Source organism: Nocardiopsis chromatogenes YIM 90109 (assembly GCF_000341185.1).
In the GTDB taxonomy this organism is placed as follows: Bacteria; Actinomycetota; Actinomycetes; order Streptosporangiales; family Streptosporangiaceae; genus Nocardiopsis_A; species Nocardiopsis_A chromatogenes.
In genome coordinates this window covers 1-26801 of record NZ_ANBH01000347.1, presented here as the reverse complement: position 1 = coordinate 26801, position 26801 = coordinate 1, and the positions used below count along the sequence as shown (strand labels likewise).

General features: G+C 74.9%; 19 protein-coding genes and 2 pseudogenes. 9 read left to right on the top strand and 12 right to left on the bottom strand.

Annotation, left to right across the window (positions count from 1 at the left end; all coding sequences use genetic code 11):
* The 7 genes from D476_RS39850 to D476_RS0129890 form a co-directional block, all read right to left on the bottom strand.
* A partial coding sequence (locus D476_RS39850) for an AMP-binding protein (RefSeq protein WP_017627555.1) occupies window positions 1-3294 on the bottom strand: 3294 nt, incomplete at its 3' end.
* An 83-nt stretch (window positions 3295-3377) separates the two neighbouring features.
* Window positions 3378-3617, bottom strand: a complete 240-nt coding sequence (locus D476_RS0129915) for a phosphopantetheine-binding protein (protein WP_017627554.1) — start codon at window positions 3615-3617, stop codon at window positions 3378-3380.
* Window positions 3618-3696: 79 nt separating this feature from the next.
* On the bottom strand, window positions 3697-5007 hold the full coding sequence (locus D476_RS0129910) for a lysine N(6)-hydroxylase/L-ornithine N(5)-oxygenase family protein (protein ID WP_017627553.1): 1311 nt from the start codon (window positions 5005-5007) through the stop codon (window positions 3697-3699).
* A 55-nt stretch (window positions 5008-5062) separates the two neighbouring features.
* Window positions 5063-5719 carry an isochorismatase family protein gene (locus D476_RS0129905; RefSeq protein WP_017627552.1) on the bottom strand — a complete coding sequence of 219 codons (657 nt, stop codon included), beginning with the start codon at window positions 5717-5719 and terminating at the stop codon, window positions 5063-5065.
* A 29-nt stretch (window positions 5720-5748) separates the two neighbouring features.
* Window positions 5749-7416: a (2,3-dihydroxybenzoyl)adenylate synthase gene (locus D476_RS0129900; protein WP_017627551.1), complete on the bottom strand. Its 1668-nt coding sequence runs from the start codon at window positions 7414-7416 to the stop codon at window positions 5749-5751.
* A 140-nt stretch (window positions 7417-7556) separates the two neighbouring features.
* Window positions 7557-8777, bottom strand: a complete 1221-nt coding sequence (locus D476_RS0129895) for an isochorismate synthase (protein ID WP_026123983.1) — start codon at window positions 8775-8777, stop codon at window positions 7557-7559.
* Window positions 8778-8883: 106 nt separating this feature from the next.
* Window positions 8884-9669, bottom strand: coding sequence for a 2,3-dihydro-2,3-dihydroxybenzoate dehydrogenase (locus D476_RS0129890; protein ID WP_017627550.1), 786 nt, complete (start codon window positions 9667-9669; stop codon window positions 8884-8886).
* Between the two features lie 1765 nt (window positions 9670-11434).
* Between D476_RS0129890 and D476_RS0129885 the strand changes: the two genes are divergently transcribed.
* Window positions 11435-12211 (top strand): bestrophin-like domain, encoded by a 777-nt coding sequence (locus D476_RS0129885; protein ID WP_017627549.1) that lies wholly within the window; start codon window positions 11435-11437, stop codon window positions 12209-12211.
* A 176-nt stretch (window positions 12212-12387) separates the two neighbouring features.
* Here the strand turns inward: D476_RS0129885 and D476_RS35830 are convergent, their stop codons facing one another.
* Entirely contained in the window at window positions 12388-12984 is a 597-nt protein-coding gene (locus D476_RS35830) for a hypothetical protein (protein ID WP_026123982.1), read from the bottom strand.
* 887 nt (window positions 12985-13871) lie between these two features.
* Between D476_RS35830 and D476_RS0129875 the strand changes: the two genes are divergently transcribed.
* From D476_RS0129875 to D476_RS0129860, 4 genes are all read left to right on the top strand, one after another.
* A complete protein-coding gene (locus D476_RS0129875; RefSeq protein ID WP_017627548.1) occupies window positions 13872-14093 on the top strand; it encodes a hypothetical protein in 222 nt (73 codons plus the stop codon).
* A gap of 59 nt (window positions 14094-14152) precedes the next feature.
* Window positions 14153-14371 carry a hypothetical protein gene (locus D476_RS0129870; protein ID WP_017627547.1) on the top strand — a complete coding sequence of 73 codons (219 nt, stop codon included), beginning with the start codon at window positions 14153-14155 and terminating at the stop codon, window positions 14369-14371.
* A gap of 292 nt (window positions 14372-14663) precedes the next feature.
* Window positions 14664-16307: a bifunctional aspartate transaminase/aspartate 4-decarboxylase gene (locus D476_RS0129865; protein WP_017627546.1), complete on the top strand. Its 1644-nt coding sequence runs from the start codon at window positions 14664-14666 to the stop codon at window positions 16305-16307.
* An 85-nt stretch (window positions 16308-16392) separates the two neighbouring features.
* Window positions 16393-16788, top strand: a complete 396-nt coding sequence (locus tag D476_RS0129860; RefSeq protein ID WP_017627545.1) for a DUF488 domain-containing protein — start codon at window positions 16393-16395, stop codon at window positions 16786-16788.
* Between the two features lie 82 nt (window positions 16789-16870).
* Here the strand turns inward: D476_RS0129860 and D476_RS35095 are convergent, their stop codons facing one another.
* Window positions 16871-17938, bottom strand: coding sequence for a glucosyl-3-phosphoglycerate synthase (locus D476_RS35095; protein WP_017627544.1), 1068 nt, complete (start codon window positions 17936-17938; stop codon window positions 16871-16873).
* Between the two features lie 107 nt (window positions 17939-18045).
* Between D476_RS35095 and D476_RS0129850 the strand changes: the two genes are divergently transcribed.
* From D476_RS0129850 to D476_RS36880, 3 genes and pseudogenes are all read left to right on the top strand, one after another.
* A complete protein-coding gene (locus D476_RS0129850; RefSeq protein WP_083939698.1) occupies window positions 18046-19782 on the top strand; it encodes a hypothetical protein in 1737 nt (578 codons plus the stop codon).
* Window positions 19783-19824: 42 nt separating this feature from the next.
* Window positions 19825-19975, top strand: a pseudogene (locus D476_RS36885) (nicotinate-nucleotide diphosphorylase (carboxylating)); the annotation flags it as partial.
* Between the two features lie 49 nt (window positions 19976-20024).
* Window positions 20025-20210 (top strand): annotated as a pseudogene (locus tag D476_RS36880) (type III pantothenate kinase); the annotation flags it as partial.
* A 324-nt stretch (window positions 20211-20534) separates the two neighbouring features.
* On the opposite strand, the gene D476_RS0129835 reads toward D476_RS36880, so the two are convergent.
* Together D476_RS0129835 and D476_RS0129830 are read right to left on the bottom strand one after the other, a co-directional pair.
* Window positions 20535-22721, bottom strand: a complete 2187-nt coding sequence (locus tag D476_RS0129835) for an NB-ARC domain-containing protein (protein WP_017627541.1) — start codon at window positions 22719-22721, stop codon at window positions 20535-20537.
* 218 nt (window positions 22722-22939) lie between these two features.
* Window positions 22940-23830 (bottom strand): hypothetical protein, encoded by an 891-nt coding sequence (locus D476_RS0129830; RefSeq protein ID WP_017627540.1) that lies wholly within the window; start codon window positions 23828-23830, stop codon window positions 22940-22942.
* Window positions 23831-24454: 624 nt separating this feature from the next.
* On the opposite strand from D476_RS0129830, the gene D476_RS0129825 reads away from it, so the two are divergent.
* Complete coding sequence (locus D476_RS0129825) at window positions 24455-25069, top strand: hypothetical protein (protein WP_017627539.1); 615 nt, start codon at window positions 24455-24457, stop codon at window positions 25067-25069.
* Between the two features lie 77 nt (window positions 25070-25146).
* On the opposite strand, the gene D476_RS0129820 is transcribed toward D476_RS0129825, so the two are convergent.
* On the bottom strand, window positions 25147-26430 hold the full coding sequence (locus D476_RS0129820) for an AI-2E family transporter (RefSeq protein ID WP_017627538.1): 1284 nt from the start codon (window positions 26428-26430) through the stop codon (window positions 25147-25149).
* Window positions 26431-26801: the final 371 nt, after the last annotated feature.

Genomic DNA, 26801 nt, shown 5'->3' with positions numbered 1-26801 from the left:
GGGGCAGGCGGTGAACCGCTCGGCGGTCAGGTCGGGGCGCCCGTTGTAGCCGAGGGCCAGGCCCGCCCCGGTGAGGTAGAGGTCCCCGGCGACCCCGTCGGGGACCGGTCGGAGCGCGGAGTCGAGCACCAGGGCGCCGGTGTTGGCGATGGGGGTGCCGATGTCGACGGGCGCGTCCGCGTGTACGGGTGAGGCGGTGGACCAGATGGTGGTCTCGGTGGGCCCGTAGAGGTTGGTGACCTCGCGGGCACGGGAGGCGAGGCGGGTGGCCAGGTCGGGCGGCAAGGCCTCGCCGCCCACGAGGACGCGCAGGCCGTCGAGGACCGGGGCGCGCTCCTCGGCGAGGGCACGCCACAGGGTAGGCGTGGCCTGCGCGATGGTGGCCCCGGACCCCTCGGCCAGGTCCGCAAGGGCGGCGGGATCGCGCACGGTGTCCTTGTCGGCCAGAACGACCGTCGCCCCGCAGAGCGGCGGCAGGTAGATCTCCAGTGCCGAGATGTCGAAGCCGACAGTGGTCACCGCAAGCCAGCGGTCCTGTCCCGTGAGGGGGAAGCGAGCGGCCATGTCCTCAAGGAAGTTGAGGAGGGCCCCGTGCGGGACCACCACCCCCTTGGGCCGCCCGGTCGAACCGGAGGTGTAGAGGACGTAGGCGGCGGAGTCCGGGGCGATGGCCGCACGGCCCGTGTCCCGGGCATCGGCCGATGCGGCCGGTGCCCGGCCGGTCCCGGGCGGACTCGCCGTTCCCGCGTCCGGACGGCCGTCCTCGGAGGGGGCGGCCGTCGTGGTGGCGCTACCGGTCAGGCCGTCCGCAACTGCGGGCACGCGGCCCGGGCCCTCCGCCTGGACCCCGCGCGCACCCCAGGAACCGCCTGTCTCGGCCACGCCACGGCCCACGGCGGCATCAGCCGGGCCATCGCCACCGACCGGGGCGTCGGCGACAGTGGACTCGCGACCCGGCGCCTGCGTACGGCGGTCATCCGCCGCCTCAGCGGCCTCAAACCGGTCGCCGCGCCCGACGGGCCGGGTTTCCGCCACCGGCGAATCACCGCTGGCTCCGTGGGCCGCGGCTGCGCGACCGGCCGGGCCGTTCGCGCGCGCGGGGCTTTCGACCGGTGCCTGTGCACCATGGCCGCCCTCCGCGCCACCGTCTGACGCGGGTGCCCTGGTCGCCTTCGGCTCGGGGCCTGCAGCGCCCGATCCCGGCGTGGCGGACGGATCGCCCGCCGCGCCTTCGTCGCGGTCCGGGCCACCGTGGTCGCCGACCGCCCTCGTGGGGGCGCCGGTCCAGGCCCCTTCGTCGTCGCCGAGCGTCAGGCGCTCGATGTCCCCGGGGAGGGCCTTGTCCGTGCCCGGGGTCGTCACGGCCAGACGGGCGCCCGAGTCGGACAGCATGTGGGCGATCCGGTCGGCCGGGAACTCCGGGTCGACCGGCAGGTAGGCCGCTCCCGCCCGGACGGCTCCGACCAGGGCCGCGACCAGGTCGGTGCTCCTCGGGAGCACCACGGACACGACGCTTCCCGGGCCGACGCCGCGGGAGCGGAGGGCGTCGGCGATCTCCCCCGACCGGCGCCACAGCCCGGCGTAGGTCAGGGCCCCGTCGCCCGCCTCCACGGCCACGTGCTCCGGGTGATCCGCCACGGTGCGCGCGATCCCGTCGGCGACGGTCCCGCCCGGGACCGGCCGTGGGTCGGGCACACCGGTCAGGCGGCCGATGGCGTCGGGGGCGACCAGGTCCAGGGATCCGACCCGCCGCCCGGCGATGGCCCGGCCGAACGCCGCAGCGTCGGTACCGGTGTCGGCGCCGCCCGTGACCGGCCCCCGACCGGCGGGCGCGCCGTCCCCACCGCGTTCCGAATCCGCTCCGGCCGGGGACGGACCGCCCGCCCCACCGCCCGCAGCTTCACGACCGGCGGACGGCACGGGGGCAACCGCCCCTGCGGTGCCGGGGCCGTCGGCCCCGGCGGTACCGGTCGTCGCACCGTGGGACGCGGGCTCCAGGGCCGTGGCGGCCGTGCCGGACGGGGACAGCGCCCCCTCAAGCAGGCGGATGAACTCGGCCAGGCGCTCCCCGGACTCCGCCTCGCTGTACCGCGCCGGGTTGGCGTTCAGCTCGAAGCCCAACCCCCCGTCCCCGTCCGTGTGGACCGACAGCGACACGTCGTCCACCGGCCCCTCCGACAGGGTCCGGACCGAGGCCTCCACCCCTGGGAACGGCAGCGCGTAGTCGAAGGCCTTGATGTTGACCATCGGCCCGTACAGCCCCGCCGCGCGCCCCACCAGGTTCAGGTCGCGGCGCACGTCCTCGGCGCGGTACCGCTGGTGCGCCCGCAGCCCGGCCAGCGCCTCCTTCGTCCGCTCCACCACGGCGCCCACGGTGTCCCCGGGGGCCACCGCCACCCGCAGCGGCAGCACGTTCACCACCATCGACGGGGTCCGCAGCGCCGCCGAGCCCAGCCGGTTCATCACCGGCATCCCGAGCACCACGTCCCGCGCCCCGGTGCGGCGGTGCACGTAGCAGGCGAACAGCGCGGTCAGCGCCTCCGCCCAGCCCGCACCGGCGGCCGAAGCCGCCTCCTCCAGGCGGGCCCTGCCCCGGGCGCCGACCCCGGCGCGGGCGCGCACCGCCCGTCGGGGCGCCGCCGGGGGCGCCTCCGACAGCAGCGCCGGTTCGGGCCGCCCCCGCATGGCCCGCGCCCAGTAGGCGCGGTCATCCTCGCGCCGGTCGGAGGCGTCGTAGGCCTCCTCCTCGGCGACCACCTCCCGCAGCGGCCGAAAGCCCCGTCCGGCCTCCCGGCCCCCGCCGAGCGCGGTGTAGTGCGCCGCGGTGCGGCGGGTGATCGCGGCGACCGAGTAGGCGTCGACCAGGATGTGGTGGAACCGCTGGTACCACAGGTGCCGGTCGCCGCCCACGCGGTACAGCGCGAACCGGTACAGCTCCCCGCCGAACAGGTCGGCGGGCGTGTCCATGTCGGCGAGCATCGCCTCCAGCGCGTCCGCTTCAGGGTCGGGGCGGCCGCGCAGGTCGACGAGGTCGACCCGGCCCTCGCCGCCGCCGGGGGCGTGCACCTCCTGGCGCGGCACCCCGCCCTCGTCGACGATGCGGGTGCGCAGCGCGTCGGCTTCGGCGGCCACCGCCGCCACCGCCTCCCGGAAGCGGCCCACGTCCAGGTCCCCCCGCAGGTCGACGTACTGGCCGACGTTGTACACGGGGTTGCCGGGGTCGACCTGCTGGGCGTACCAGACCCCGCTCTGCGCTCCGGTGAGGTCGCTGCGGCGGTCGCGGTCAACGGTCATTCGTGCTGCTCCGGGTGAGGACGGTGGCGGTGGGGTGCGCGGAGGCGGGGGGCGGCGGAGGGGGCGTGAAGGCGCGGGCCGGGTCAGGAGAGCAGGCGCGCCCAGGCGGCGATGGTGGGGTCCTCGGCCAGCTCGACGAAGTCGGTCTGGGCCCCGTCGGTGCGCCACTTCTCCACCAGGCTCATCAGGCGGATCGAGTCCATCCCCCGGTCGAGGAGGTCCTCGTCCTCGGCCAGGGTGCCGGGCTCCTCCTCCAGGACGGCCTCCACGTCGGCGCGGACGCGCTGGGGGGTGAAGGGCGTGCTCTCGGCTCCGGTGCTCATGGTCCTCTCGCATTCTTCGGAGGTCGGTGCGGGAACGGGCTGCGGCGGGCGCCCCGGGGCGTGTCCGCCGGATCGGGGCTTAGGCGGGGGCGGGGGCGGGGGTCCGGGCGCTCAGGGAATCGAGGATCTCCCCGGTGCGTACCGCGATGTTGGACAGCAGCGTCGAGGAGATCCCGTGCGTGTGCTCGGTGCCGCCCTGCAGGTAGATCCCGCAGGTCACCTCGTCGTCGGTGGCCAGGCGGTAGTCGCGGCCCACGGCGGGGCGGCCGCGCTCGTCCTCCACCACGTGGGCGGCGACCGGGCCGAGCAGGCCGCGCGGGTCGACGGGCCGGTAGCCGGTGGCGTAGACGACGTAGTCGGCCCGCAGCGGCACCTGCTTGCCGGTGGGCAGGTGGTCCAGGGTGAGCGCCACCCCGTCCGGGCCCTGCTCCACGGCCGCCACCCGGGACAGGTTGTGCAGCACCAGCCGCTCGGTGCCCAGGACCCGGTCCTGGTAGGCGGCCCGGTACAGGGCGTCGATCAGGTCGGGGTCGACCACCGAGTAGTTGGTGTTGCGGTGGTACCCGAGGATGTCGTCCTTGACCGGCTCCGGCGAGGTGTAGAACGCGTCCACCGCCTCGGGGTCGAAGATCCGGTTGGCGAAGGGGCTGTCGTCGGAGGGGCTGTAGCCGTACCGGGAGAACACGGCGTGCACCTGCGCGCCGGGGAAGCGGCGGTACAGGTGGTCGGCGACCTCGGCGGCGCTCTGCCCGGCCCCCACCACGGCGAACGACGCCGGGGCGGCGTCCGCGCCCAGCCGCTCCAGCTCGTGCAGCAGGTACTCGTTGTGCCAGATCCGCTCGCCCATGGCCACGCCCTCGGGCATGCGCGGCTCCAGCCCGGGGGCGACCACCAGGTTGCGGGCGCGGGTGCGGTGCTCGGCGCCGCCCGCCTCACGGGCCACCACGTCCACCGCCCACACGCGGCCCGCGGCATCACGCACCGGCTCCACCCCGGTGACCTCCGAGCCGTAGCGCACGTGCTCCGACAGGCGCCCGGCGCACCAGGCCAGGTAGTCGTGGAACTCGCTGCGCAGCGGGAACAGCGTCTTGTGGTTGATGAAGTCGTGCAGCCGCCCGGCGTGGTGCAGGTAGCTCAGGAAGCTGAAGCCGCTGGCCGGGTTGCGGGTGGTGACCAGGTCCTTGAGGAAGGACACCTGCATGGTGGCGTCCTCCAGCAGCATGCCGCGGTGCCAGCCGAAGCCCTCCTGGCGTTCGTGGAACACCGCGCTCAGGTCGGGGCGGTCGGGTGCCTGGCGCCACTCCTCCAGGGCGATGGCCAGGGCCACGTTCGAGGGGCCGAATCCGATGCCCGCCAGGTCGTGGACGGGGTACTGCGGGGACGTGGTCACGTGGTTCCTTTCGGGCGGGCCGCGCGGTCGGCGCGGCGGTGCGTTCGGTCGGCGCTCATCCCAGGGGCGCGGGCGCGGCGCCCGCCGCCGCCAGCGCGTCGGCCGCCGACAGGGCGGCCCCGCAGCGGCGGGCGGCGTAGCGCACCGCGAAGTGGTGGTCCTCGGCGGTGAAGTCGGCCATGGCGTCGGCGATGAGGAACGGCCGCACGTCGCGCATGAACGCGTCGGCGGCGGTGAGCAGGCAGCCGATGTGCGCGTAGACGCCGGTGACCAGGAGCTGGTCGCGGCCCCGGGCGGCCAGGCGTTCGGCCAGGTCGGTTCCGGAGAAGGCGCTGTAGCGCCGTTTGACGAGGACCTCGTCGCCCTCGCGGGGGCGCACCGCGTCGTCGATGGCCGTGTGCTCAGGCACGTCGCGCATGCCCGAGCCCCAGAAGTCGATCTCCAGGCCGCGCTCCTCGGGGGACATGCCCCCGGGTTTGGCGGTGTAGACGACGGGGGCGCCGGCGGCGCGGTAGGCCTCGGTGATGCGGGCGATGTTGCGCACCGCGGTGGCCAGCGGCTCGGCCCCGGGCGCGAACGGGCGCAGGAAGTAGCGCTGCATGTCGTGCACGAGGACGGCGGCGCGGGCCGGGTCGGGCTTCCAGGGGGCCTGGTTCTCGGGCAGCCGGTCGGCCGCCGGGGGCGGGTAGGGGGCGATCTGCGGCAGGGACATCGTCGGGCGGTCTCTCTCCTCGGGCGGTCTCACGCGCGCCCGGCGGGGCGGGCGGCGGCGTCGGCGATGGCGGCGCGCAGGTCGCGGCGGCTGACCTTGCCGACCCCGGTGGCGGGGAAGGCGGGCACCACCTCGACGCGGTCGGGGATCTTGTAGGAGGCCAGGCCGCGGCCGCGCAGGAAGCGCAGCACGGCCGGGCGGGTGAGGTCCTCGGCGCCGTCGCGGGGGATGACGTAGGCGCAGGCCCTCTCGCCCAGGTAGGGGTCGGGCATGGCGACGACGGCGGCGTCGTGCACGCCGGGGTGGGCCAGTAGGTGGTCCTCGACCTCGTCGGGGGCGATCTTCTCGCCGCCGCGGTTGATCTGGTCCTTGACCCGGCCCTCCACGACGAGGTGGCCGGTGGGGGTCGTCCGGACCACGTCGCCGGTGCGGTAGAAGCCGTCCTCGGTGAAGGCGCGGGCGTTGTGGGCGGGGGCGTCGTAGTAGCCGCGGATGGTGTAGGGGCCGCGGGTGAGGAGTTCCCCGGGCTCGCCGGGGGCGGCCTCGGCGCCGTCGGGGCGGACGACGCGGATCTCGTCGTCGGGCGAGATGGGGCGGCCCTGGGTGCCGGTGACGGTGGCGTCGTCGTCCTCGGGGCGGGTGTAGTTGACCAGCCCTTCGGCCATGCCGAAGACCTGCTGGAGGCGGCAGCCGAGCACGGGGGCGACGCGGCGGGCGGCCTCGGGGGCGAATCGGGCGCCGCCGACCTGGAGCGTGTGCAGGCTGGACAGGTCGCGCCCGGACTCGGCGCCGCCGTCGACGGCGTCCAGCCACAGCATCGCCACCGGGGGCACGACCGAGGCGAGGGTGACCCGTTCGGCTTCGATGAGCCCCAGACAGGTGGCGGGGCTGGGGTCGGGGGCCAGGACGACCGACCCGCCCGCGTGCATCACGCCGAGGAAGCCGGGCGAGCTCATCGGGAAGTTGTGCACGACGGGCAGGGCGCTCAGGTACACGGTGTCGGGGGTGAGTTCGCAGATGTCGGCGCTGGCCCGCACCGAGTACAGGTAGTCGTCGTGGGTGCGGGGGATGAGCTTGGGCAGGCCGGTGGTGCCGCCGGAGAGCTGGAAGAACGCGGCGTCGCCGGGGTCGGGGGCGGCGAAGACGGTCGGGTCGACGGTGTCGGAGCGCAGGTCGGCCAGGGGGCGCACCCCCTCGCGGGGGGCGTCGGCGGCCCCGGGGGCGGCGTCGACGACGTGCGGGCGGGGCCCGTCGGCGGCCGCGGCGACCCGGAGGGCCATGCCGACGTGGTCGAACCCTCCGCCCGCGGCGGTGACGAGGGCGCGGGCGCCGGTGGCGGCGGCCAGGTGGCCGACCTCGGCGGAGCGGTGGGCGGGCAGCGCGTACACGGGCAGGGCGCCGATGCGGAAGAGGGCGAAGACCACCTCGAACACCTCGGGGGTGTTGGGGAGCTGCACCACCACCGGGTCGCCGGGGCCCAGGTCGAGGCGGCGGGCCAGGCCGGTGGCCAGGCGGTCGGCGCGCTCGTCGAGCTCGGCGTAGGTCCAGCGCTCCCCGGCGGAGACGACCGCGGTGCGGTCGGCGAAGCGGCGGGCGCGGTCGCGCAGGAACGCGCCGAGGGTCTCGCCCGTCCAGTACCCGGCCGCGCGGTAGCGTTCGGCGAACTCCTCGGGCCAGGGGGTGCATCCGGGGCGCATGGTCGGGGTCTGCCTTTCTCGTCGTCGGCGGTCGGGGGGTGGGCGGGGCTTGCGGCGCCGGGGCGTCCGGCGGACGCCGGGGCGGCTCCGGGGCGGTGCCGGGTGGGCTCCGGGGCCGTTCCGGGTCGGTGCCGGGGCGGTCAGAGCCGCTGGTTGACGCCCAGGGCGAGCAGCAGGGTGCGCAGCTTGGCGGAGGTCTCGGCCAGCTCCTCGGCGGGGTCGGAGCCCTCGACGATGCCGCCGCCCGCGAACAGGTCGAGGGTGTCCCCGGCGATGTCGGCGCAGCGGATGGCCACCGCCCACTCCCCGTCCCCGTCGGCGCGGGTGTAGCCGACGGCGCCGGTGTAGAAGCCGCGGTCGAAGGGCTCGACCTCGGCGATGGCGGCGCGGGCGGCCCCGGTCGGGGTCCCGCACACCGCGGGCGTGGGGTGCAGGGCCGAGGCCAGCTCGACCGACGGGGTGCGCGGGTCGGCAAGGGCGCCGGTGACCCGGGTGGACAGGTGCCACATGGTGGCGGTGCGCACGAGTTCGGGCTCGGCGGGAACGTCCAGGCCGGCGCAGTAGGGGCGCAGCCCGTCGGCGACCGCCTCCACGACCAGGGCGTGCTCGCGCCGGTCCTTGGCCGAGGCGAGCAGCTCCACGGCGTTGTGCTGGTCCTTGGTGGGGTCGGCGCTGCGCGGCCGGGACCCGGCCAGCGGGTTGGAGACCACGGTGCCGCCGCGCTTGGACAGCAGCAGTTCCGGGCTGGCCCCGACGAAGGTGCGTGGGCCGGGCGCGCCGCGCGGCGGCAGGTCCACGGCGAAGGTGAACCCGGAGGGGTCGCGCCAGGCGAGGTTGCGCAGCACCTGCCCGGCGTCGACCGGGCCGGGCCCGGTCATCCGCAGGCACCGCGCCAGGACCACCTTGTCCAGTGGGGAACCGTTGTCCGGTGGTGTGCCCTTCCCGCCGCCCAGTGCCGCCAGCACTTCGGCGACGGCCTTGCGGTGGGTCTCGGGCTCGGGCACGGCCTCGGCCCGCCAGGGGCCGGGCAGCGGTCGGCGCTCACCCTCCGGCGGGGCGGGCGCGTCGGCCGCCGGGCCCGCGGTGCGCACGGCGGCGGGCACCACCAGGCGGGCGGGGGCGCCGGGGGCGAAGGGGATCGCGCCCATGGCGACCGGGTCCGGTGCCCGGCCGGAGGCCCGCACCGCGTCGAGCATCGCGGGCACGTTGGCCGGGTCGTCGGCGGTCTCCAGGACGCCCTCCCCCAGCAGGGTGCGCTCAGGGGTGGCGATGAGGGCCGCCCCGGGGGCATAGGCGGCGAGCAGGTCGCCGGGGCGGTCCGTCTCGTCGGCGGCGGGCCGGTCGGTGGAGGCGTGGGGCACCGTGGGGCCTTTCTGTCAGGCGGTGCGCCGCCCCGGGGCGGGGGGCGGGCGGCGCGGGGAGGGGGTGGGCCTCCCGGTCGGCGGCGGGTCGGGGCGCGGGCGGCGGTCAGGTGCGGGGGGTGGCGCCGCCGTCCACGCGCAGGTCGTGCAGGGTGATGTGGCGGGCCTCGGAGGAGGCGAGGAAGCGCACGGCGGCGGCGATGTCGGCGGGGTCGGCCAGCCGCCCCAGGGGGATGCCGGTGCGGAACCTTTCAGGGGACCCGGCGATGACGGCGGCGGCGCCGTCGGGGCCGGACCACAGGCCGCGCTGCATGGGGGTGTCGGTGGAGCCGGGCGAGACGACGTTGCAGCGCACACCGAGCGGGGCCAGCTCCATGCCGAGGGCGCGGGTGAAGGAGGCGGCCGCGGCCTTGGAGGCGCCGTAGGCGGCCAAGTCGGCGCGGGGGGTGTCGGCGGCGTTGGAGCCGACGGTGGTGATGGTGCCCGAACCGCGCCCGGCCATCCGGCGGGCGGCGGCGCGCAGCACGTGGAAGGCGCCGGTGGCGTTGACCGCGATGAGGTCGGCCCAGTCGGCGTCGGAGGTGGCGGCCCCGGGGCCGGTGCGCAGCACGCCGGCGACGCTGACGGCGTGCTCGACCGGCCCCAGGGAGCGCTCCGCGGCGTCGAAGGCGTCCTCCACCGCGGCGGGGTCGCGCACGTCGCAGGGGTAGGCGGTGGCGGTGCCCCCGTCCGCGGCGATCTCGGCCACGGCCGCGTCGAGGGGGTCTTTGGCCAGGTCGAGCGCTGCCACGGACGCCCCGGCGTCGGCGAACGCGCGGGCGACGGCCCGGCCGATGCCCTGCGCGGCCCCGGTGACCAGGGCCACCGTCCCCTCGATCCCGTTGTGGGACACTCCGCTCCCCCTCGACATGAATAAGGGCAAGCACCTCCTTACTAAGGCAATGCTTACCTAAGCGACCGCTCGTCAGTCTGGGGCGGCGGCACAGACGGTGTCAACCCGCCCGAACCGGACGCACACGCCCCGCACAGGCGGGCGACGCGGCCACACACCCGCCGACCTGGGAATATGTTGTAAGGCTAGCCTTACCTGACCAATTTCGGTCGGATAGTTCACTCTGGTCCGCCGCGCCCCGGTCCGTCGGTGGCGGCCTTCCGGGACGTGGAGTGAGGGCGGCGGCGACGAAGGTCTGCGCCCTTTCCGGCAGCGTCGTCGGGCGGCAGGCGTGTGCGTGGTCGCCGTGACGGGCGGCGACGGCGAGAGCGGGGCGATCCCCCGGCCCTACTTGCCGGGCGGCGGGCCCCTCGCGGCCCAGGCGGGGCCGCACGGTCACGGAGATCGCGCTCTTCGACACCCGGGGCGCCCCCTAGCCCGCACCGAGAACCCCTGCAGGTCTGTGACCTGGGTGAATACTCCGCGTTAGGTGCGAGCGGGGGCGGGAAGCGCGCCCAACGACGTTCCCGGCGGCCCCGGAGCGACAAACAGCGCGATTCCAGAACAAGTTCTAGAAACGGAATGCCCTGTTTGTGCCCCATTGGGGTGCCCGGCTCGGGTGCGTGGGCGGGCGCGGGGGCGCCCGGACCCCTCCGCCGGGCCCCCGGGGCCCACGCGGGGCCGATATCGGCTACACGCGGTGACGTCAGGCCCAATAAACGGTCATGGTGTGCCGTTTGAGGTCGTCCGGGGGTCGAATCCCGTTCAGGTATCGCGATGACCGCGCACCCGCGCCACCCGCCCGGCCGTCCCGGCCGTCGAACGGGGCGCGCAAGGCGCCCCGGCGCCCGGGAAACCGGGCGAAGCGGACACCGGGCCGGTACCGGCAGGCCCAATACCCGCCTTCCGGGCTCCTCGGGCACCCCGGGGCACCCATGGCGGTGAAACCTGCGTGGGGCCACTGGCCGGGCGGCGGTGCCGCCGCCCCGGACCGCCGAACCCCGGCGGTGGGCCCGTTGTGTCCGCTTCTCGCACCCCCGGGGGCATCGAGTGTGCTGTTTCGGCCACTCCCGCGCCCGCTGCGCCCGGAAACCGGCCTCCGGCGGGCGCCCCTCCGGCCCGGGCACCGGCACCGGCCCGCCGCCCGCCACGAACGCGGGCGACCACCCGCCCACCCGGCCGCGCCGCCTCCCGGACCGCGAGCGGCCCGCCGCCCGGCAGGCAGCGCCCGGGAACCGCCCCGCTCACCCCGTCGCCGCCCTCTCCCTCACACCCCGGCAACCCGCCGGACGGCCGCGGCCCGCGAGCGGGGCACCACCTGTTCCCGTTGCCGCCCATCACGGCGACCACCCGCACGCCGCGTAGCCGCCAACGCTGCCGCAAGGGCCGCCGCCCTTTGTCGTCGCCGCCCTTCCCTTACGCCCCGGCGGCCCGCCGCCCGGCAGGCAGGGCCGGGGGACCACCCCGCTTTCTCCGTCGCCGCCAAAAGCAGGGACCACGAGGGACCACGCACGCGCCCGCCGCCCGACGGCGCTGCCGGAGGCGCCGCTCCGGCGGACACGGCTCGCAGGGGCCTCGACACGCTGCCGAATCCACTGAAACGACAGCATATTCGCCGCAAACACCACGAACCACCACTGAACAGGATGTGGCCCCTGCGTGGGCACTTTTGCGACAATCCGTCATTGTCGACAACGCTCCGTATCCGCTCCACTAGCGTGGAGCCATGGACATGATCCCCCTCTCGTGGTCCATCGCCCTCCTCCTGCTGGTCGCGCTCGGCGTGCTGCTGGTACGCGTGTTCGCGGTCTCCCGGGAGGACTGCGAAGGGCCCGTCGGCACCTTCATCGGCCCCTTTCTGCTCGCCGTCTACCTGATCGCCCTGGCCATGGGACTGGTCATCGGCTGGGACCACTACCAGCAGGCCGACGCGGACGCCTCGGACGAGGCGTCGTCGGTCATCGACATCTACTGGGGCACCCAGGCCTATGCCCCTGAGGACGCCGCGCGGGTGCGCGCGGCCACGCGGGACTACGTGGCCGCCGTCACCGAGGACGACTGGCCGCTCATGCGTGAGGAGGGCGAGCTGAGCCAGGAGGGCGATATCGCCATGACCCGGCTGCGCGCCGCCGTGGAGCAGGCCGCGGTCGGCAACGGCATGCCGGAGGTCGACCGGCTGGCCGCCCTGGAGGAGACGAGCACGCTGATGAACCAGCGCATGATGCGCGCCGACTCGGCGGGCGAGGGCGTGCCGCTGGGGCTGACCGTGACCGCGGCGCTGGCCGGGCTGGCCGTGGTGGTGCTGCCACTGGGCATGGGGGCGCGGGGGTCGCGCACGAGGATCCTGTGGGGCGCGGTCACCGGTCTTACGGTCTTCATCTCCGTGGCGGTGATGCTCACGCTGGACAACCCCTACCGGGGGCTGCTGGAGGCGGGCACGGACCCGTACGAGGAGGCGGTGGCCGAGTTCGACCGGATCGACGAGCTGCCGCCGCCCGCGTAGCACGGACGCACACCGTCGCAAGGCGTCGCCGGGACGGGAGGCACGGGGACCAACGGCCTCCTCGGGGGCCTTCGGCGGCCGGACGAGGCCGCGGCCGGCGAACGCACCGACCCGGTCGAACGGGGGCCATCCCACTCCAGCGGTCGGCCGGTGCCGGGCCCGGCACCGGCCGACCGCTACCTGGAGCTGCGCGAGCGGGCCACACCCGCGGCCACCACGGCGACGACCACGGCGAGCAGGATCATCAGCCGCTGGGGCGTGAAGGCCCCGGCCTGTTCGTCAGGTCCCTGGGAGAGCGGGAGGAAGGGCTCGGCCTCGTCCGGCTCCTCGGGGTCCGACGGTTCCGGGGACAGCGCGTCGGAGGACTCGTCGGACGGCGCATCGTCGGAGGCGGCGGGAGCCGGGCCGGGCCGCTCCTCGTGTGCGGCCTGCGGGGGTTCGGCCGGTGCGGGAGGCGGCGCGCCCCTCTCGGGCGGTTCCGGCGCCGGTTCGGCGGGCGGCTCCTCCGGAGGGTCCTGACCGGGCGGGGGCTCCTCCGGGGGCTCATCGCCCGGCGGATCCTCCGGAGGGTCGTAGCCGGGGGGCGGTTCCTCGGGGGGCTCCTCAGGGGGAGGCTCCGGTGGGTCATAGCCCGGCGGCGGCTCTTCGGGCGGAGGTTCGGGCCCCGGGTCCGGAGGAGGCGGGTCGTCACAGTACCCGGGGGCGTTGATCCCGATGCAGACGTCGACCCCGACGTGCAGGCCGCCCGCGGAGGCCGAGGCGGATCCCCGCACCCCCGCACTCCCCCCTGCCTCGTGGCCCGCGCCGGAGCCGTCGGTACCGCCCGGCGCCCCGCCTCCTCGTTCCGGGGAGTCCGGGGCTTCCGCCGATGGCGCCCCGGTGTCCGCGAGGGCTGCGTTCGCGGGTGCGGCGGCCCCGGCCGCGCACGCCAGGGCCAAGAGGGCGGCAGCTGTACGCGGCGCAGGGTGGGGGTCGGTCACTGCGGATCCTCCGCGATCTCGAAACGTCGTGATACGAGCGCACACGGTAGTGCCGAAGCGGGCGCGGCACAGGCGTTTCCGGGCAATCGGCCGCAGGCGGCCCACTCGCATATCCCCCTTGACGGAGACTGAGCGCCGCCTTCCCAGGCCACAAGCGGCGCCAGCTTCCGAAGCGGTCGAGCCGATGGTGTCCGGCGCCCGGGGGAAGAGGCCGCGCCCGCCACCCGACCGGCGCCGGTCGCGGGCGAAGGCCCTCCGGTGCGAGAGGGGCGGGGGCGGCCATCCCTGTACCGGCTGGGAGGACACCCCGGACGTGCAGATGACCAAGGACGGGGGTCGGCACCGGCGCCGAAAGCCGAACGCAACGGTGCTGCGCTCCAGCGGTCGTGATCTCCGGCGGACACCCGGCCCCGGCGGGGGGTGCGCCGTTTCGTCGGACATCTCCCCCGGCCAGACCGCCACGCGAACGGATTTTTGACACCGTGTCCCGTTCATCGGGGAGAACCGAATCCCCCTTCTCTTCCCGGCCTCACCTGCGCCCGCGCGGACGGACACGCCGGGAAATCACGCCGACTGCCTTCACTTTCCGCAGTTAAATGACTACTCTTTGTGTCGACCGAGGGGGCGGGCCGACCCTCGTCCGAAACCCGCCCGGCCCACCGTGAACAAGGAGAACCGGAATGAAGAAGACGTTCGCGCTCGCCGCCCTGACCGCCGCCGCTGCCGGCGCGGTCCTGGCCGCCGCCCCGGCCGCCTCGGCCGGGGACAGCTACGCGCTGATCAACGGCGACGTCGCCCCGTGCGCCATCGCGCCCTGGAACTGGGAGGGGCCGGTCGACATCCTGACGCTGACCGGCGACTACAACGCCTGCCAGAAGTACGGCATCACGCACGGCGGCTGACCCGCACACACGAATCCGACCCGCACCGACCACACCGACCGAGAACCACGGGGAACACCATGAAGAAGGCCTTCGTCGTCGCGGCCATCGCCGCCGGCGCCCTCGCCGCCACCGCTCCCGCCGCGGCCGCCTACGACGGCGACAGCTACTCCGGAGTCAACGGGGACGTCCTCAACTGCACCGGCCTGCCCTGGAACTGGGAGGGCTTCATCGACGTGCTCACCCTGACCGGTGAGTACAACGCCTGCCAGGCCACGGGCGTCACCTACGGCCCCTGACCGGACACACCGCGGGCCGCCCTTCATATCCGTCCGGAGGGCGGCCCGCGGCATGTCCGCCGCACCGGCCTCCCCAGGAAGGCGCCGGAGAACACGCTCCCCCGGCAGGCCGCCCGCCACGGGAGCCGCATGACCCCCTCCCCGCATTCCGGGTCCCGGGCATCCCGGCTCGGCGGGCCCACGGCGACGAACTGAACACTCTCACTTTGCGCTATCACTAATGCGCCCTGGGTAATCATTACAGCGGCCGAGGGCTCCGGGCCCACACCGCGACCGTGAGGGGACGCGCGCGATGACCGAACTGGGAGAGACCCGTGCCCAGCGGCGCGAACTGGAGCACTTGAGCCCGTTCGAGTTGAAGAACCGCCTGATCCAGCGCGCGGGCGAGCACGAACGCACGGCCCGCCACGACCGGCGGCAGGCCGACACGATGCTCAACGCCGGGCGCGGCAACCCCAACTGGACGGCGCTGCCGCCGCGCGAGGCGTTCTTCCTGCTGGGCCGGTTCGCCGTCGCCGAGGCACGGGAGGACTGGAACGAGTGGCCCGCCCTGGGCGGCATGCCCCGGGCCGACGGCATCGCCGAGCGCTTCGAGCTCTACCTGGACCAGAACGCCGGGGAGCCGGGGGCCGACCTCCTCCGCCGGATCGTTCGCACCGTGCCCGAGGCGCAGGCCGACGCGGTCGTGCACGAGCTGGTCGACGGGATCATCGGCGACAACTACCCGGTGCCCGACCGGATGCTGCCCTTCTGCGAGAGGGCGGTGGGCGAGTACGTGGCCCGCGCCATGGGCGGAAAGGCGCCCAAGGGCGGCTACGACCTGTTCGCCACCGAGGGCGGCACCGCGGCCATGTGCTACGTGTTCGACTCGCTGCAGGCCAACCGGGTCCTGCGCCGGGGCGACCGGATCGCGCTGATGACGCCGATCTTCACCCCCTACCTGGAAATACCGCGCCTGGAGCGGTACGGCTTCGACGTCACCGAGGTCAGCGCCTCGCGCGGCACCGAGAACGGCTTCCACACCTGGGCCTACGACGACGCCGAGATCGACAAGCTGGCCGACCCCTCGATCCGGCTGCTGTGCCTGGTGAACCCGTCCAACCCGCCGTCGGTGCGGCTGTCGGACCGGGCGCTGGAGCGCATCGCGGGCATCGTGGAGAACCACAACCGCGACCTGGTGATCGTCACCGACGACGTCTACGGCACCTTCGCCGACGGGTTCACCTCGCTCATGGAGGCGGCGCCGCACAACACCATCGGGGTCTACTCCTTCTCCAAGTACTTCGGGGCCACCGGCTGGCGCCTGGGCGTCATCGCATTGAACCCGGACAACACGGTGGACGAGCAGATCGCGCGGCTGGGCGCCGAGGACGCGCGGGCGCTGGAGGAGCGGTACTCCTCCATCACCACCGACGTGCCGGGCCTGGGGTTCATCGACCGGATGGTGGCCGACAGCCGCGCCGTCGCCCTGAACCACACGGCCGGGCTGTCCACGCCGCAGCAGGTGCAGATGGCGCTGTTCGCGCTGTTCGACATGGTCTCGGGCGAGGTCGAGTACCGGCGCCCCACCAAGGAGATCCTGTCCCGGAGGCTGGCCGCACTGTCCGAGGGGCTGGGGGTGGACCTGCCGGACGACCCGCTGCGCGCGGGCTACTACGTCGAGCTGGACCTGCTGCACTGGATCGGCCGGAAGTGGGGCGAGGACTTCGCGCGCTGGCTGCAGGCGCAGTACGAGCCCGTGGACCCGGTGCTGCGCCTGGCCGAGGAGGACGGGGTGGTCGTGCTCAACGGCGGCGGGTTCGACGGGCCCGAGTGGTCGGTCCGGGTGTCGCTGGCCAACCTCGACCATGCCGCCTACGGACGCATCGGCCGCGCCCTGCGGACCATCTGCGAGGAGTACCACCGCCGCTACACCGGCGGCGCGCCCGCGTCCTGACCGCCGGCGGGGGCGGGCCCGGTGATCGTGGTGCTGGCCGGAGCGGTGGCGTGAGCGCCGGGCGCGGCTCTGGGAGGGTCGCCGCATGAGCGACGACATCCGGCTGATGCGCGTGTACGAGGCGGAGGGGGACGGTGCGCCGACGGAGGGGCGGGTGTTTCTGGTGGACCGCCTGTGGCCGCGAGGGGTGCGCAAGGAGGCCCTGCACCTGGACGGGTGGCTCAAGGACGCCGCCCCGAGCCCGGAGCTGAGGACATGGTTCGGCCACGACCCGGCCAAGTGGGAGGAGTTCTCGGCCCGCTATGAGCAGGAGCTGGAGGGGCGGCCGGAGGCGGTCGGGCCGATCGTGTCGGCCCTGGACGAGGGCCCGGTGACGCTGCTGTACGCGGCGAAGGACACCGAGCACACGCATGCCTTGGTGCTGCGGGACTTCGTACGGTCCCGCAGGAGCGGCCAGGGCCGGGACCGGGGCCGGGGCTGAAAGGCCTCGCGGACGGCCGGGCAGGCGGGCGGGCGCGGAGCACGCCGGGGTCCCGGAGGCTCGCGGCCGGTCCGCGCGCCGTCTAGGACACCGAGTCCAGCGGCGGCCGTTCCCGGAGGTCCACGTGTCGGGGGCGGGGGTCCGCCCCGCCGCGCGGGAGGTACTGCAGGAGGGGCGCCGGGCTCTCGGGGCCGTGTCCGGGCCCGGCCCCCGTCCCCACGGCTTCGGGGCGCACGCGCCGGAGGATCGCCGCCTGCACTTGGAGGGCCATCGGCCCGAGGTCGGTCAGCGGGCGGTTGCGGTGGCGCCGCTCCCCCAGGTCGACCTGGGCCAGGGCGTCCAGGCCGACCAGGTCCAGAAGGTCCAGCAGCAGACCGGCCTCCACCCCGTACCCGGCGGCGAAGGGAACGCGGCGCAGCACGTCGACCCGTCCCGCCGCCTCCCCGGCCAGCGGCTGGACGAACCCTGAGAGTTCCGGCCGCAGAAGCGCGAACAGCGGCCGGGCCGCGAGCTCGGTCACCCGGCCGCCCGCCGCCTGCCCCGAGGGTTCGCCCGGGTGGGCGGGGCCGGGGGCGCTGCGGTCGTAGTGGCCTTTGACATAGGCGACGGCGGGGTCTTCGAGGAGCGGCCCGAGCAGGCCGGTGACGTAGTGGCCGGTGAAGCCGCGGACGTCGGCGTCGAGGAAGACGGCGATGTCCCCCTTGACCACATGGAGGGACTTCCACATAGCGTCGCCCTTGCCGCGCATCGGGGGCAGGTCCGGGCGGACGGAGTCCTGGTGGTGGACCGCGGCTCCGGCCTCGGCGGCGGCACGCGCGGTGCCGTCGGTGCTGTGCGAGTCGATGACGACGACCTCGTCGACCGTGCCGGCGCCCATGGGGCCTTCGCGGACGGCGGCGACGATGTCCCCGACCGTGTCCTCTTCGTCCCGGGCGGGCAGCACGACGCTGACCCGGCGGCCGCCCTTGAGGGCGCGCAGCCGGTCGATGTCCCACTCGCCCGCCGATCGGCTGCGCCGCCGGAGCCAGTCCCGGACGCAGGGGGCGACCCGGGCGGTGCCGTCGCCGACCTGTCCTCGGTCGGCCCGTCCCTCGTCGGCCCCTGTCCCGTCGGGTCCCGATTCCCCGTTCCCTGCCTCGTCGGTGAACATCGGACCGATCTTAGAGGGCGCCGCCCCGGGCGGAGCGGCCGGTCGGGCACCGCCGCACCGTGCCCGCCTCCGACCTGCCCGCCGCCTTTCGGTAGTGTGCTGCGCTTGTGAGGCACCTTGGGGACAGCGGTGGCGCGTGCCGCGGCGGGGAGCGCGGCGATGCCGGACTCAGCGCGTTCGCTTCGCGGTGGCGGACGGTCGCGGCGCCGTTCCGGGTGCTGGCGGTGGTGCACAATGTGACGTCGGCGACGAGGATGATGGACGTCCTGACGGCCTTGGACGCCGATCCGCGGGTCCAGGCCGTTCTGACGTGGACCAGGTCGTCGATATTCACGCACGGGGTGGAGGAGTTCCTCCGAGGGACGGGGCGCCTCGTCCTCGAATGGGAGGATGCCCTCGGCACCGAATTCGACCTGGCGATCACCACGAGCCTCGGCGGTGACCTGCACAGGATCAAGGCACCCCTGCTTCGCATTCCCCATGGAATGGGATATAATAAATTCTTGAACCGGAAACCGGAAACCGGAAACCGGAAACCGGTCTTCGGTCTCTCCCGGGAATGGCTCTTCCACGACGGGCGGCTCATCCCCTCCTCCATCGTCCTGTCGCATGAGGAGCAGGCCGACCGCCTCGCCGACGACTGCCCGGACGCGCTGCACGCGGCGCTCGTCGCGGGCGACCCCTGCTACGACCGCCTCCTGGCGAGCCTTCCGCACCGGGCCCGGTACCGCCGCGACCTCGGCCTGCGAGCCGGGCAGCGGCTCATCCTGATCAGCTCCACCTGGGGCGAGCGGTCCCTCTTCGGCCGCCACCCCCGGCTGCCGCGCCGCCTGCTCGCCGAACTCCCGGCCGACGGGTTCCGCGTGGCGCTCGCCCTGCACCCCAATGTCTGGCACGGGCACGGCCCTGGGCAGGTCGCGGCCTGGATCGCCGACGCCCGGCGCTCCGGACTGCTGGTCCTCCCCCCGAACGAGGGGTGGCGGGCCGCCCTCATCGCGTCGGACGCGGTCATCGGGGACCACGGCTCGGTCGCCTACTACGCGGCGGCGGTCGGCCATCCGGTGGTGCTGGACCGGGGCGGAGCCGAGTCCGTCGCCCCGGACTCCGCAGTCGCCCGGCTGCTGTCCGCGGCGACGGCGTTCGACCCGCGCCGCCCGCTCACCGACCTGCTCACTGAAGCCGAGGCGGGGCGGGCGCGGACCGAGGCGGTCGCCCGCGAGCGGGTGTCCTCCCGTCCCGGCCGGTCGCTGGAGCTGCTGCGGCGCGAGATGTACCGGCTGATGGGCGCCGCGGAGCCGACGCGGCCCGCCCCGGTCGACACGGTCGCCCGGCCCGTCCCCCTGCCCGGCCCCGCGCACCCCGCGCTCTGGGTGTCGGTGAACGGCGGGCCGGACGCGGACGGTGTGTGCATCCGGAGGCACCCGGCGGCCGTGGTGGACCTGCCTGGGGACCCGGACGCGGTGGGGTTCCTGATGGCCTGGGACGACGAGCCCGACCGGCGGCTGTCCGACCTCGCCGACCTCGTGGTGTGCCCGGCGCCGGAGCTTCCCCAGGACGGCGGGGCGTGGTGCGGTCGGGTGTTCGCCCACCGGGTCGGCGCGACGGCGGCGGCCTACTACGACGACGAGGGCTTCGTGCTGCGCACACGGGACGGCGGCCGGGCCGCGGCCTCGGTCGTGAAGGCGCCTGAGGGGATGGATCCGTCGTTGCCGATAGCCGTGCTCTTCCACCGGATCACGCACCCGGACGGGCCCGGCGTCCTCGCCTCCGGCACGGTCCAGACCGCTCTCATCGGCCCGGACGGTGGCCGGGACCCGCTGGTCCTGAGCGTCGACGCCGGATGAGCGGCCGCGAGGACGGGCGGGCGGAAGCAATCCGGCGCCTGGGCCGGGCGCGCCCGGCTGGAGCCCGNGCGGCGGCCTGAGGCTGGACGCGGCCGCCGAGGTGGCCGCCACCGGGGTCGACTACCTGGCGGTGGGGGCCCTGACGCACTCGTCCCCGGCCCTGGACATCGCCCTGGACCTGCGCCCGGTGTGACCCGGCCCCCGCACCCGCATCCCGCTGACTGAGTGGAGGAACCCCCCGAATGCTCCTGGCGATCGACGTCGGCAACTCCCATACCGTCTTCGGCCTGTTCCGCGGCGAGGAGCTGGTCGACCACTGGCGGGTGGCCACCGACGCCCACCGCACCGCCGACGAGTGGACGGTGCTCATGTCCGGGCTGATCGGCGCCTCGGAGGCCGGCGGCGCGATCGAGGGCATCGCGATGTGCTCGCGGGCCTCGTGCCGGCCTCGGGGGATCCGACCCTGCGAGCTCGGTCTCAGGGCCGCTGGATGTGGTGTTCCGGGAGGCCGGGAGCACGCTCGGGGGTCGCGTCCGCGAGTCTCCGTCCGACCGGGCCGCCGTGATCGCTACGCCTTCAAGGCGGCCCTCCCCTTGAGTCGGTGCCCTGACCATCCGCCGTCGTCCCTCTGCCGCCCGCCCATGGCCGCCGAAAGCGCCACCATTCCGGGGGACGCCATCCTCCAGGAGAGGCCATCGGCCCAGCCGCGCGGCAACGGTACGCACGGGGGCCGGAGGTCCGGCCGGGGGACGTCACTCCTCCGGCCCGGATCCGCCGTTCCCGTGCTCCTCGGGCGGTAGCTGGGCCTCGATACGGGCGGCCGCATGCTCGTCGCCGATTCCCCGGTACAACACGGCGGCGGCGCGCAGGTGGTCCGTCCATCGGTCGGACGGGCGCGCCCGGAGCACCTGCGCCAGCTCCTCATGCGCCCGTGCCTGCTGCAGGACATGGCCGCGCTCCTCGAACGCCGCCAGCGCGGCCCGCAGCTCGCGCAGCGCGTCATCGACCTGCGCGAGACCCGCCAGCGCGCGGCCCCGCTCAAGGCGGGTCTTGGCCGCGTTGACCGGGTCGGCGGGGCCTTCGTCGGCTTCCTCCTCGAACACCTCCAGTGCCGCGGCCAGGGCGTGCAGCGCCTCTTCGGAACGGCCCAGGGCCGCCAGTGAGCGACCGCGCAGCATCGCCAGCACGGCCATCGCCTGGGGCCGGTTCATCGCCCGCTTGAGGGGTTCGGCCCGGTCGAAGCAGCGCAGCGCCTCCGTGTGGTCCCCGTCGTGCTGCGCGGCGATCCCGAGGCACTCCCAGGCCGCCCCCTGGCCCCTGCCGTCGTCGTCGTGCTCGGAGAGGGCCAGGGCGCGGGAGAACTGCTCCCCCGCCTCCGCGACGTGCCCTTCGTCGAGAAGCGCGAGGCCGTACTGGTTGCGGATCCGCGCCTCGGCCGCCGTGTTGCCGACCGCTTCGGCGGACCCGACGCCCAGGACCATGAGGGCCTGGCGGTCGGTGTGGCGGCCGCGCTCCCGCAGGTAGCCGTCGACGCCCTCGGTGATCATCCAGACCGGGTCGTGGTCGGATGCGTCGGCGCGGTCGCGCGCCACCGCCAGGACCGCCTCTAGGTTGGCGCGCATCCACGTCCTCGCGTCGTCACCGTTGGAAAGGGGCGGCGGCGCGGGTGCGCCCTCCGCCTCCGCCATGGTGCGGGCCCGGCGCCGGTCCGCCAGCGACCACCGGCGCGTGACCAGCTCGGCCGCCTCCAGGACGGCGGCGGTGTAGTAGTAGGCGCAGCGCCGCCGGGCCTCCTCGGTCTCGCGGGCGCCGAAGGCGTGGGCCGCCGCGCTGCGGGCATGGGCACGGACGGCCTCGTCCATGCCGAAGCGCTTCTCGGCGCGGTCGCCCACTCGGTGGATGAGCCCGTTCTTGTCCAGGTCGACGAGCGCCGCCTGCGCGGCCCGCAGGTCCGCTCCGAGCAGGGCGGCGACGGCCCGGTGGTCGAAGACGCCGACCGGGTGCAGGCCGAGGAGGCGGTACGCCCGTGCCGACTCCTCGGGGAGCCGGTCCACGAACGCCTGCACTTCGGCGGGGAACGAGCGCTCTCCCATCTCCGGGCCTTCCGTTTCGTCGTCATCGCCCGCCCCGACCTGCTCGAACGCGTCGGCGATCCCGCCCGGCGAGGAGAACGGGTCGTTCGCGAGGGCGGTCACCGCCATGTGGGCCAGGAGGGGCAGGCCCCGGCAGCGCTCGGCGAGGCTGCGGATGCCCGCGTCCTCCCGGGGGTCGGCGGCCATGTCCGGCGGCAGGGCCTTGCGGAGGAACTCCTCTACGGCGTCGTGTCCCATAGGGCCGAGGCGAAGGGTCTTGGCGCCCCGGACGGCGTGGAGAGGGAGCCGCCCGGTGCAGGTGATGACCACGAGGGCGTCGGCGTCGGCCGGGAGGAACGCGCGGACCTGGGCGGCGGTCGCCGCGTCGTCGAGCAGCAGGATGATGGACCGGCCGCGGGTCAGACTGCGGAACACGGCCTCCTTGGCGGCCGTGTCCGCGGGGATCGCCGCGGGCTCCCTGCCGAGCTCCGCCAGCGCGTGCGCGAGCAGCGCGTCAGGCGAGGCCGCCCCGGCGATCCGCGAACCGCCGAGGTCGATGTGCAGGTGGCCGTCCTCGTATTCGGCGGCGACCTCGTTCAGCCATTTCACCGCGACCGTGGTCTTGCCGACCCCGGGAACGCCGTGGATGACGACGGCCTTCACCCGCCCGGCGCCCTCGGGCGCCCGGCGGAAGGCTTCGAGTTCGCCGCACTCGTCACGCCGGTCGGTGAAGTGCTCCGCGACCGCGGCGAGCTGTTTCGGGGGCTCGGTCGGTGCGCCCAAGCCGTTTATGCCTCCGTAGACGGCCCCGGCCTGCAGGACGATCTTCGCGGAGGAGTCACGGAGGATGTTGTGGTGGCCGCTCACGGTCGCCCATTGTGGTGGAGATCCGCGGAGCCCACCAGGAGCGCGGCCCCCCCGCCGCGGCCGAATGCGGCCGATTACGGCGGACTGCGGCGGATCGCGGCCGCTCCTGCGGCATCGGGGCCCGAATGCGCGGCGGGCGCGGGCGGCCGTCCTGTACGGCGCCCGCGCCCGTGCGCGGAAGGTTCATGGAGGGGACGGGGAGTCGGCCCCGGGTCGGGTCACGCGCCCCGGCCGAGGCGCTCCCGCACGGCGGCGACGGTGTCGGCGGCCGCGGTACGCACGCGCTCGGTGGCGGCCGCACCCATCTCGGCGCCGCGGTCGCGCAGGGCGGCGGCCTTCTCGCCCCAGGCCGCGGCGCGGTCGTGGCCGACCCAGGCCAGGACCAGGTCGCGGCGGGCGAAGAGCAGCGCGACGACCAGGGCCGGAATCAGCGCCATGGCCAGCGCCCCGGCGGCCAGCGGCGCGTCCGTCGCGGCGAAGTTCACGGCCGACATGTCGTTGGCCGCCGTCGAGGCCTGGGTGCCGGTCTGGCCCGACTGGCCGCCGTCGCCGTCCTTGCCGGTCGCGGCCGTGCCCTGCTCCTGGGCGTCCCCGGTGTCCTTGGAGTCCTTGGCGTCCCCGGAGTCCTTCTTCTCGTCCTTCTTGCCGTCGTCACCCGACCGCTCGTCGGGGACCGGGGACACCGCGTCGGTGCACTCCTCGCCGGATCCCATGGGGCGGGGGGCGCCCTCGGTGCCGTGGCCGTCGCCCCACTTGGTGATGGTGTACTCGACGTCGATGTGGCCCTCGCCTCCGGACACGGTGTAGCTGGAGCCGTTCCAGTCCTCGCCGGTGAGCTTGGCGAAGGTCTTGCCGTCGAGGTCGAGCAGGACGTTGCAGCCGTCGGCGGGGTCCCCGGGGCCGCGGTCGCCGATGAAGAAGTCGGCCTTCTTGCCGTTGTACTCCACGTACCCCTCGGTGCCCAGCGGCCAGCTCGGGCTGGCCGCCAGGCCCTCCTGCATGGGCTCGCCGGAGGCGGGGGCGCCGGTGTCGCCGTTGATCCCCGATCCGTCGTCCCAGAAGTACGAGGCGGTGACCTGGCCGTGCTGAATGGCGTTGTCAGTGCTCATGAGTGGCGGTGCTCCCGGTGCAGGGCCGGTTGTGGCGTTGGACGGACGAGGCCGGGGGCTCCACGGCGGATTCGGGCGCGGCGGGTCTGGGGCGCGGCGAATCCGGGCACGCCGGTGGCGCGAGTGGTGTCGGAAGGGCGGGTCGGGGGCGCCGGGGATGGGCGCCGGTCGGGGAGGCGGCGCGTGGGCCGCGGTGCCTCCCCCTCCCGCTCGGGGCCGGGGACCTCGATCCCGGCGCACCGGAGGCGCCGGGGTCCGGCGGCGTCGTGGACGGGGCGGCGGCATCAGGGCCGCGTCCGCCTCACGGGCCGAACATCGGCAACAGTAACCCCGCATCAAGCAAAAGGCGAGGTCAAGGCGTAGGCGGCGGGGGTTCGGCGGGTTAACGCGGCGGGGGCGGACCGCCCCGGAACCGGCCACACGCCCGATCTTCTCGGTGAGAGTCCGGTCAAAATGCGCGGCTGGTCACATTCCGGTAACGAGGAGGGTCGGAAGGGGTATCGCCCCCTCGGGCACGCCGCTCCGCCCCGCCCCTTGGCCAGCCCTCCACCGGGCGCCGAACACCGGGCGCGCCCCGCTGCCGCCGATCGGCGGAGAACGGCGCCCGCACCGCATAATCGGTCCATGCGCCCCCACCCCGCCCGCGCCCCCGACCCTTCCGCCCTGTCCCGCAGAGAGAACTGGACCGGCGGTTTCTACGAGGTCGCGTTCGAGGTCGGCGGGGGTGAGCGGAGCCTCCGGCGGGTCCTGTCGGCGCTGTGGCCGGCGGCGGGGGTCGAGGGCTGCTTCGGCTCGCGCGACCACGATCCCGGCGACCGGGACGAGGTCCCGCTCACGCTGTCCTCGCTGGAGGAGTACGGGCACTTGCGCGGTGTCCTGGAGCTGCCGTCGGGGCACCGCGTCGTCTGCGGGTGCTTCGCGGTCCGGCTGGACGACGGTCCCGACCGGCTGTCGCTGTACCTGCCTCTCGGGGCGCTCTGCGCGACGGACCCCCGCATCGGCGCCTTCCCGTTCGGTCCCGACGGAACGCGGTCGTCACTGGAGTGGCGGCTGCCTCTCGACGCGTGGCTCGCCTCCGTCGCACGCGCGGTGCTCGCCGAGGCGCCGTTCGGCCTCGCCCTCATCGGGTTCGAGCCCGACGCTCCGCCCCGGGCGCCAAGTCTGAACGGGTCACCGCCTGAGGAGCGGTGGAACGGGGTCCTCCTCTCCGACGGGCGGTACTTCCCCGCCGACCACTGACCCGCGCACCCGTCGCCGCGCCCCGGACGCGTGCGCCCGGGGCAGAGGGTTGGGGACGGGGGCGGAGGGCCCAGGGGTCAGGACGCGTCCAGGCGCGGGAAGACGACCCGCTGCAGGATCAGCGTGATCGCCGCCGCCGCGGGCACCGCGATGAGGGCGCCGACCAGGCCCAGCATCGCGCCGCCGATGAGGGCGGAGGTGATGGTGACCGTAGGGGCGACGTCGACCGACCTCTGCATGATCCGCGGCGAGATGACGTAGCTCTCGATCTGCTGGTACACGAGGAAGAACACCAGCGTCACCCCGCCCAGGAACAGGTCGCCGACGCTCACCGCCAGGGACGCGGCGAGGGCGCCGATGGTGGTGCCCACCAGGGGGATGAGCGCGGTGACCGCCACCACCAGGGCCAGGGTCAGGGCGTACCCGGAGCCGATGGCGGTCAGGTAGAGGAAGGCCACGACGCCGCCGATGGCGGCGATGAGCAGCTGCCCGCCGATGAAGTCGCCCACCCGCCGCACGATCTCGTCGCCCAGCTCGCGCACGCTGCTCCGGCGCGACCGGGGCACCAGGCGGTAGGCGGTCTCGGTGATGCCGGGCAGCGAGGCCATGAAGAACAGCGTGAGGATGAGCACGGTGAAGGTCGCCACCAGCGAGTTCAGCACGGCCTGGCCGATGCCGAACACGCCGCCGAAGACCTGCTGGCCGAAGTCGGCGCTGGTCACCAGGGACTGGGCCTGGTCGATCAGGCCGAAGCGCTCGTCCAGGTCGGCCATGACCGGGTTCTGCTGGAGCCGGCGCAGGTAGGAGGGGACGTTCTCGGTGAACTCGGTGACCTGCTGGGTGAGCGGCGGGACGAGGGTCCACACGAACACGGCGGTGAACAGCACCAGCGCGGCGCAGACGGTGAGGATGGCCGCCCAGCGGGGCAGGCCGCGGCGGCGCAGGTACTCGATGATGGGGTTGAGGCCGACGGCGAGGAAGAGCGCCACGAGGATGTTGATGAAGACGCCGCGGATCTCGATGAGCGCCTGGACCAGGACCCAGGCGGTGAGGACCCCGAGGGCGCCGGTGAAGCCCAGGACGAAGAAGTTGGGCACCGCCGCTCCCCCGCGGTTCGCCGCCCGGAGCGCCGCACCCGCCGGGCTCGGCCGGGGCGCGTCGGGGCCGGAGGGCCCGTCCCCGGGCCGCTGCCCCGCCGCGGCCCCACCCGCGGCCTCCTCCCCGGTCCCCCCTTCCGTCCGCCCAGCCGCGTCTTCGGTGCCCGACGGCGCCTCGTCGCGGCCGCCTCCGGTGTCCGCCTTGCCGGTATCCGGGTCTCCGTCCGCCCCGCGCCTCTTCGCAGACTCAGGGTGCTCGTCCACGTGATCCCTCCCTCTCCCAGGCGGCAACGCTAGCGTGCACATCCGCCCGCGAGGCTGAACCCCACGCGTCCGGCCGGTCGTGTCCGGGGGCCTGTGGGAGGTGATCCGGCGATGTTCCGGTGACACACCCCGCATCAGGCGGCGACGGCAGCAGTCGGGCGGTCGCCCGGTCCTCCCTGCTGTCCCATGGCCCCCTCACGACACAGTCGAGCGGGTCCGACGGCGGAATCGGTGCCCTGGTCCTGGCCCCGCCTGGGGGTCTGGTCGTCGGGTGCGAGGAGAAGGCGCCGACGACGAAGGTCAGCGGCTCTTACGGCAGCGCTGTCGGGCGCCCGGCGCGTGGATGGCTACCCTGATCAGCAGCGGCACAG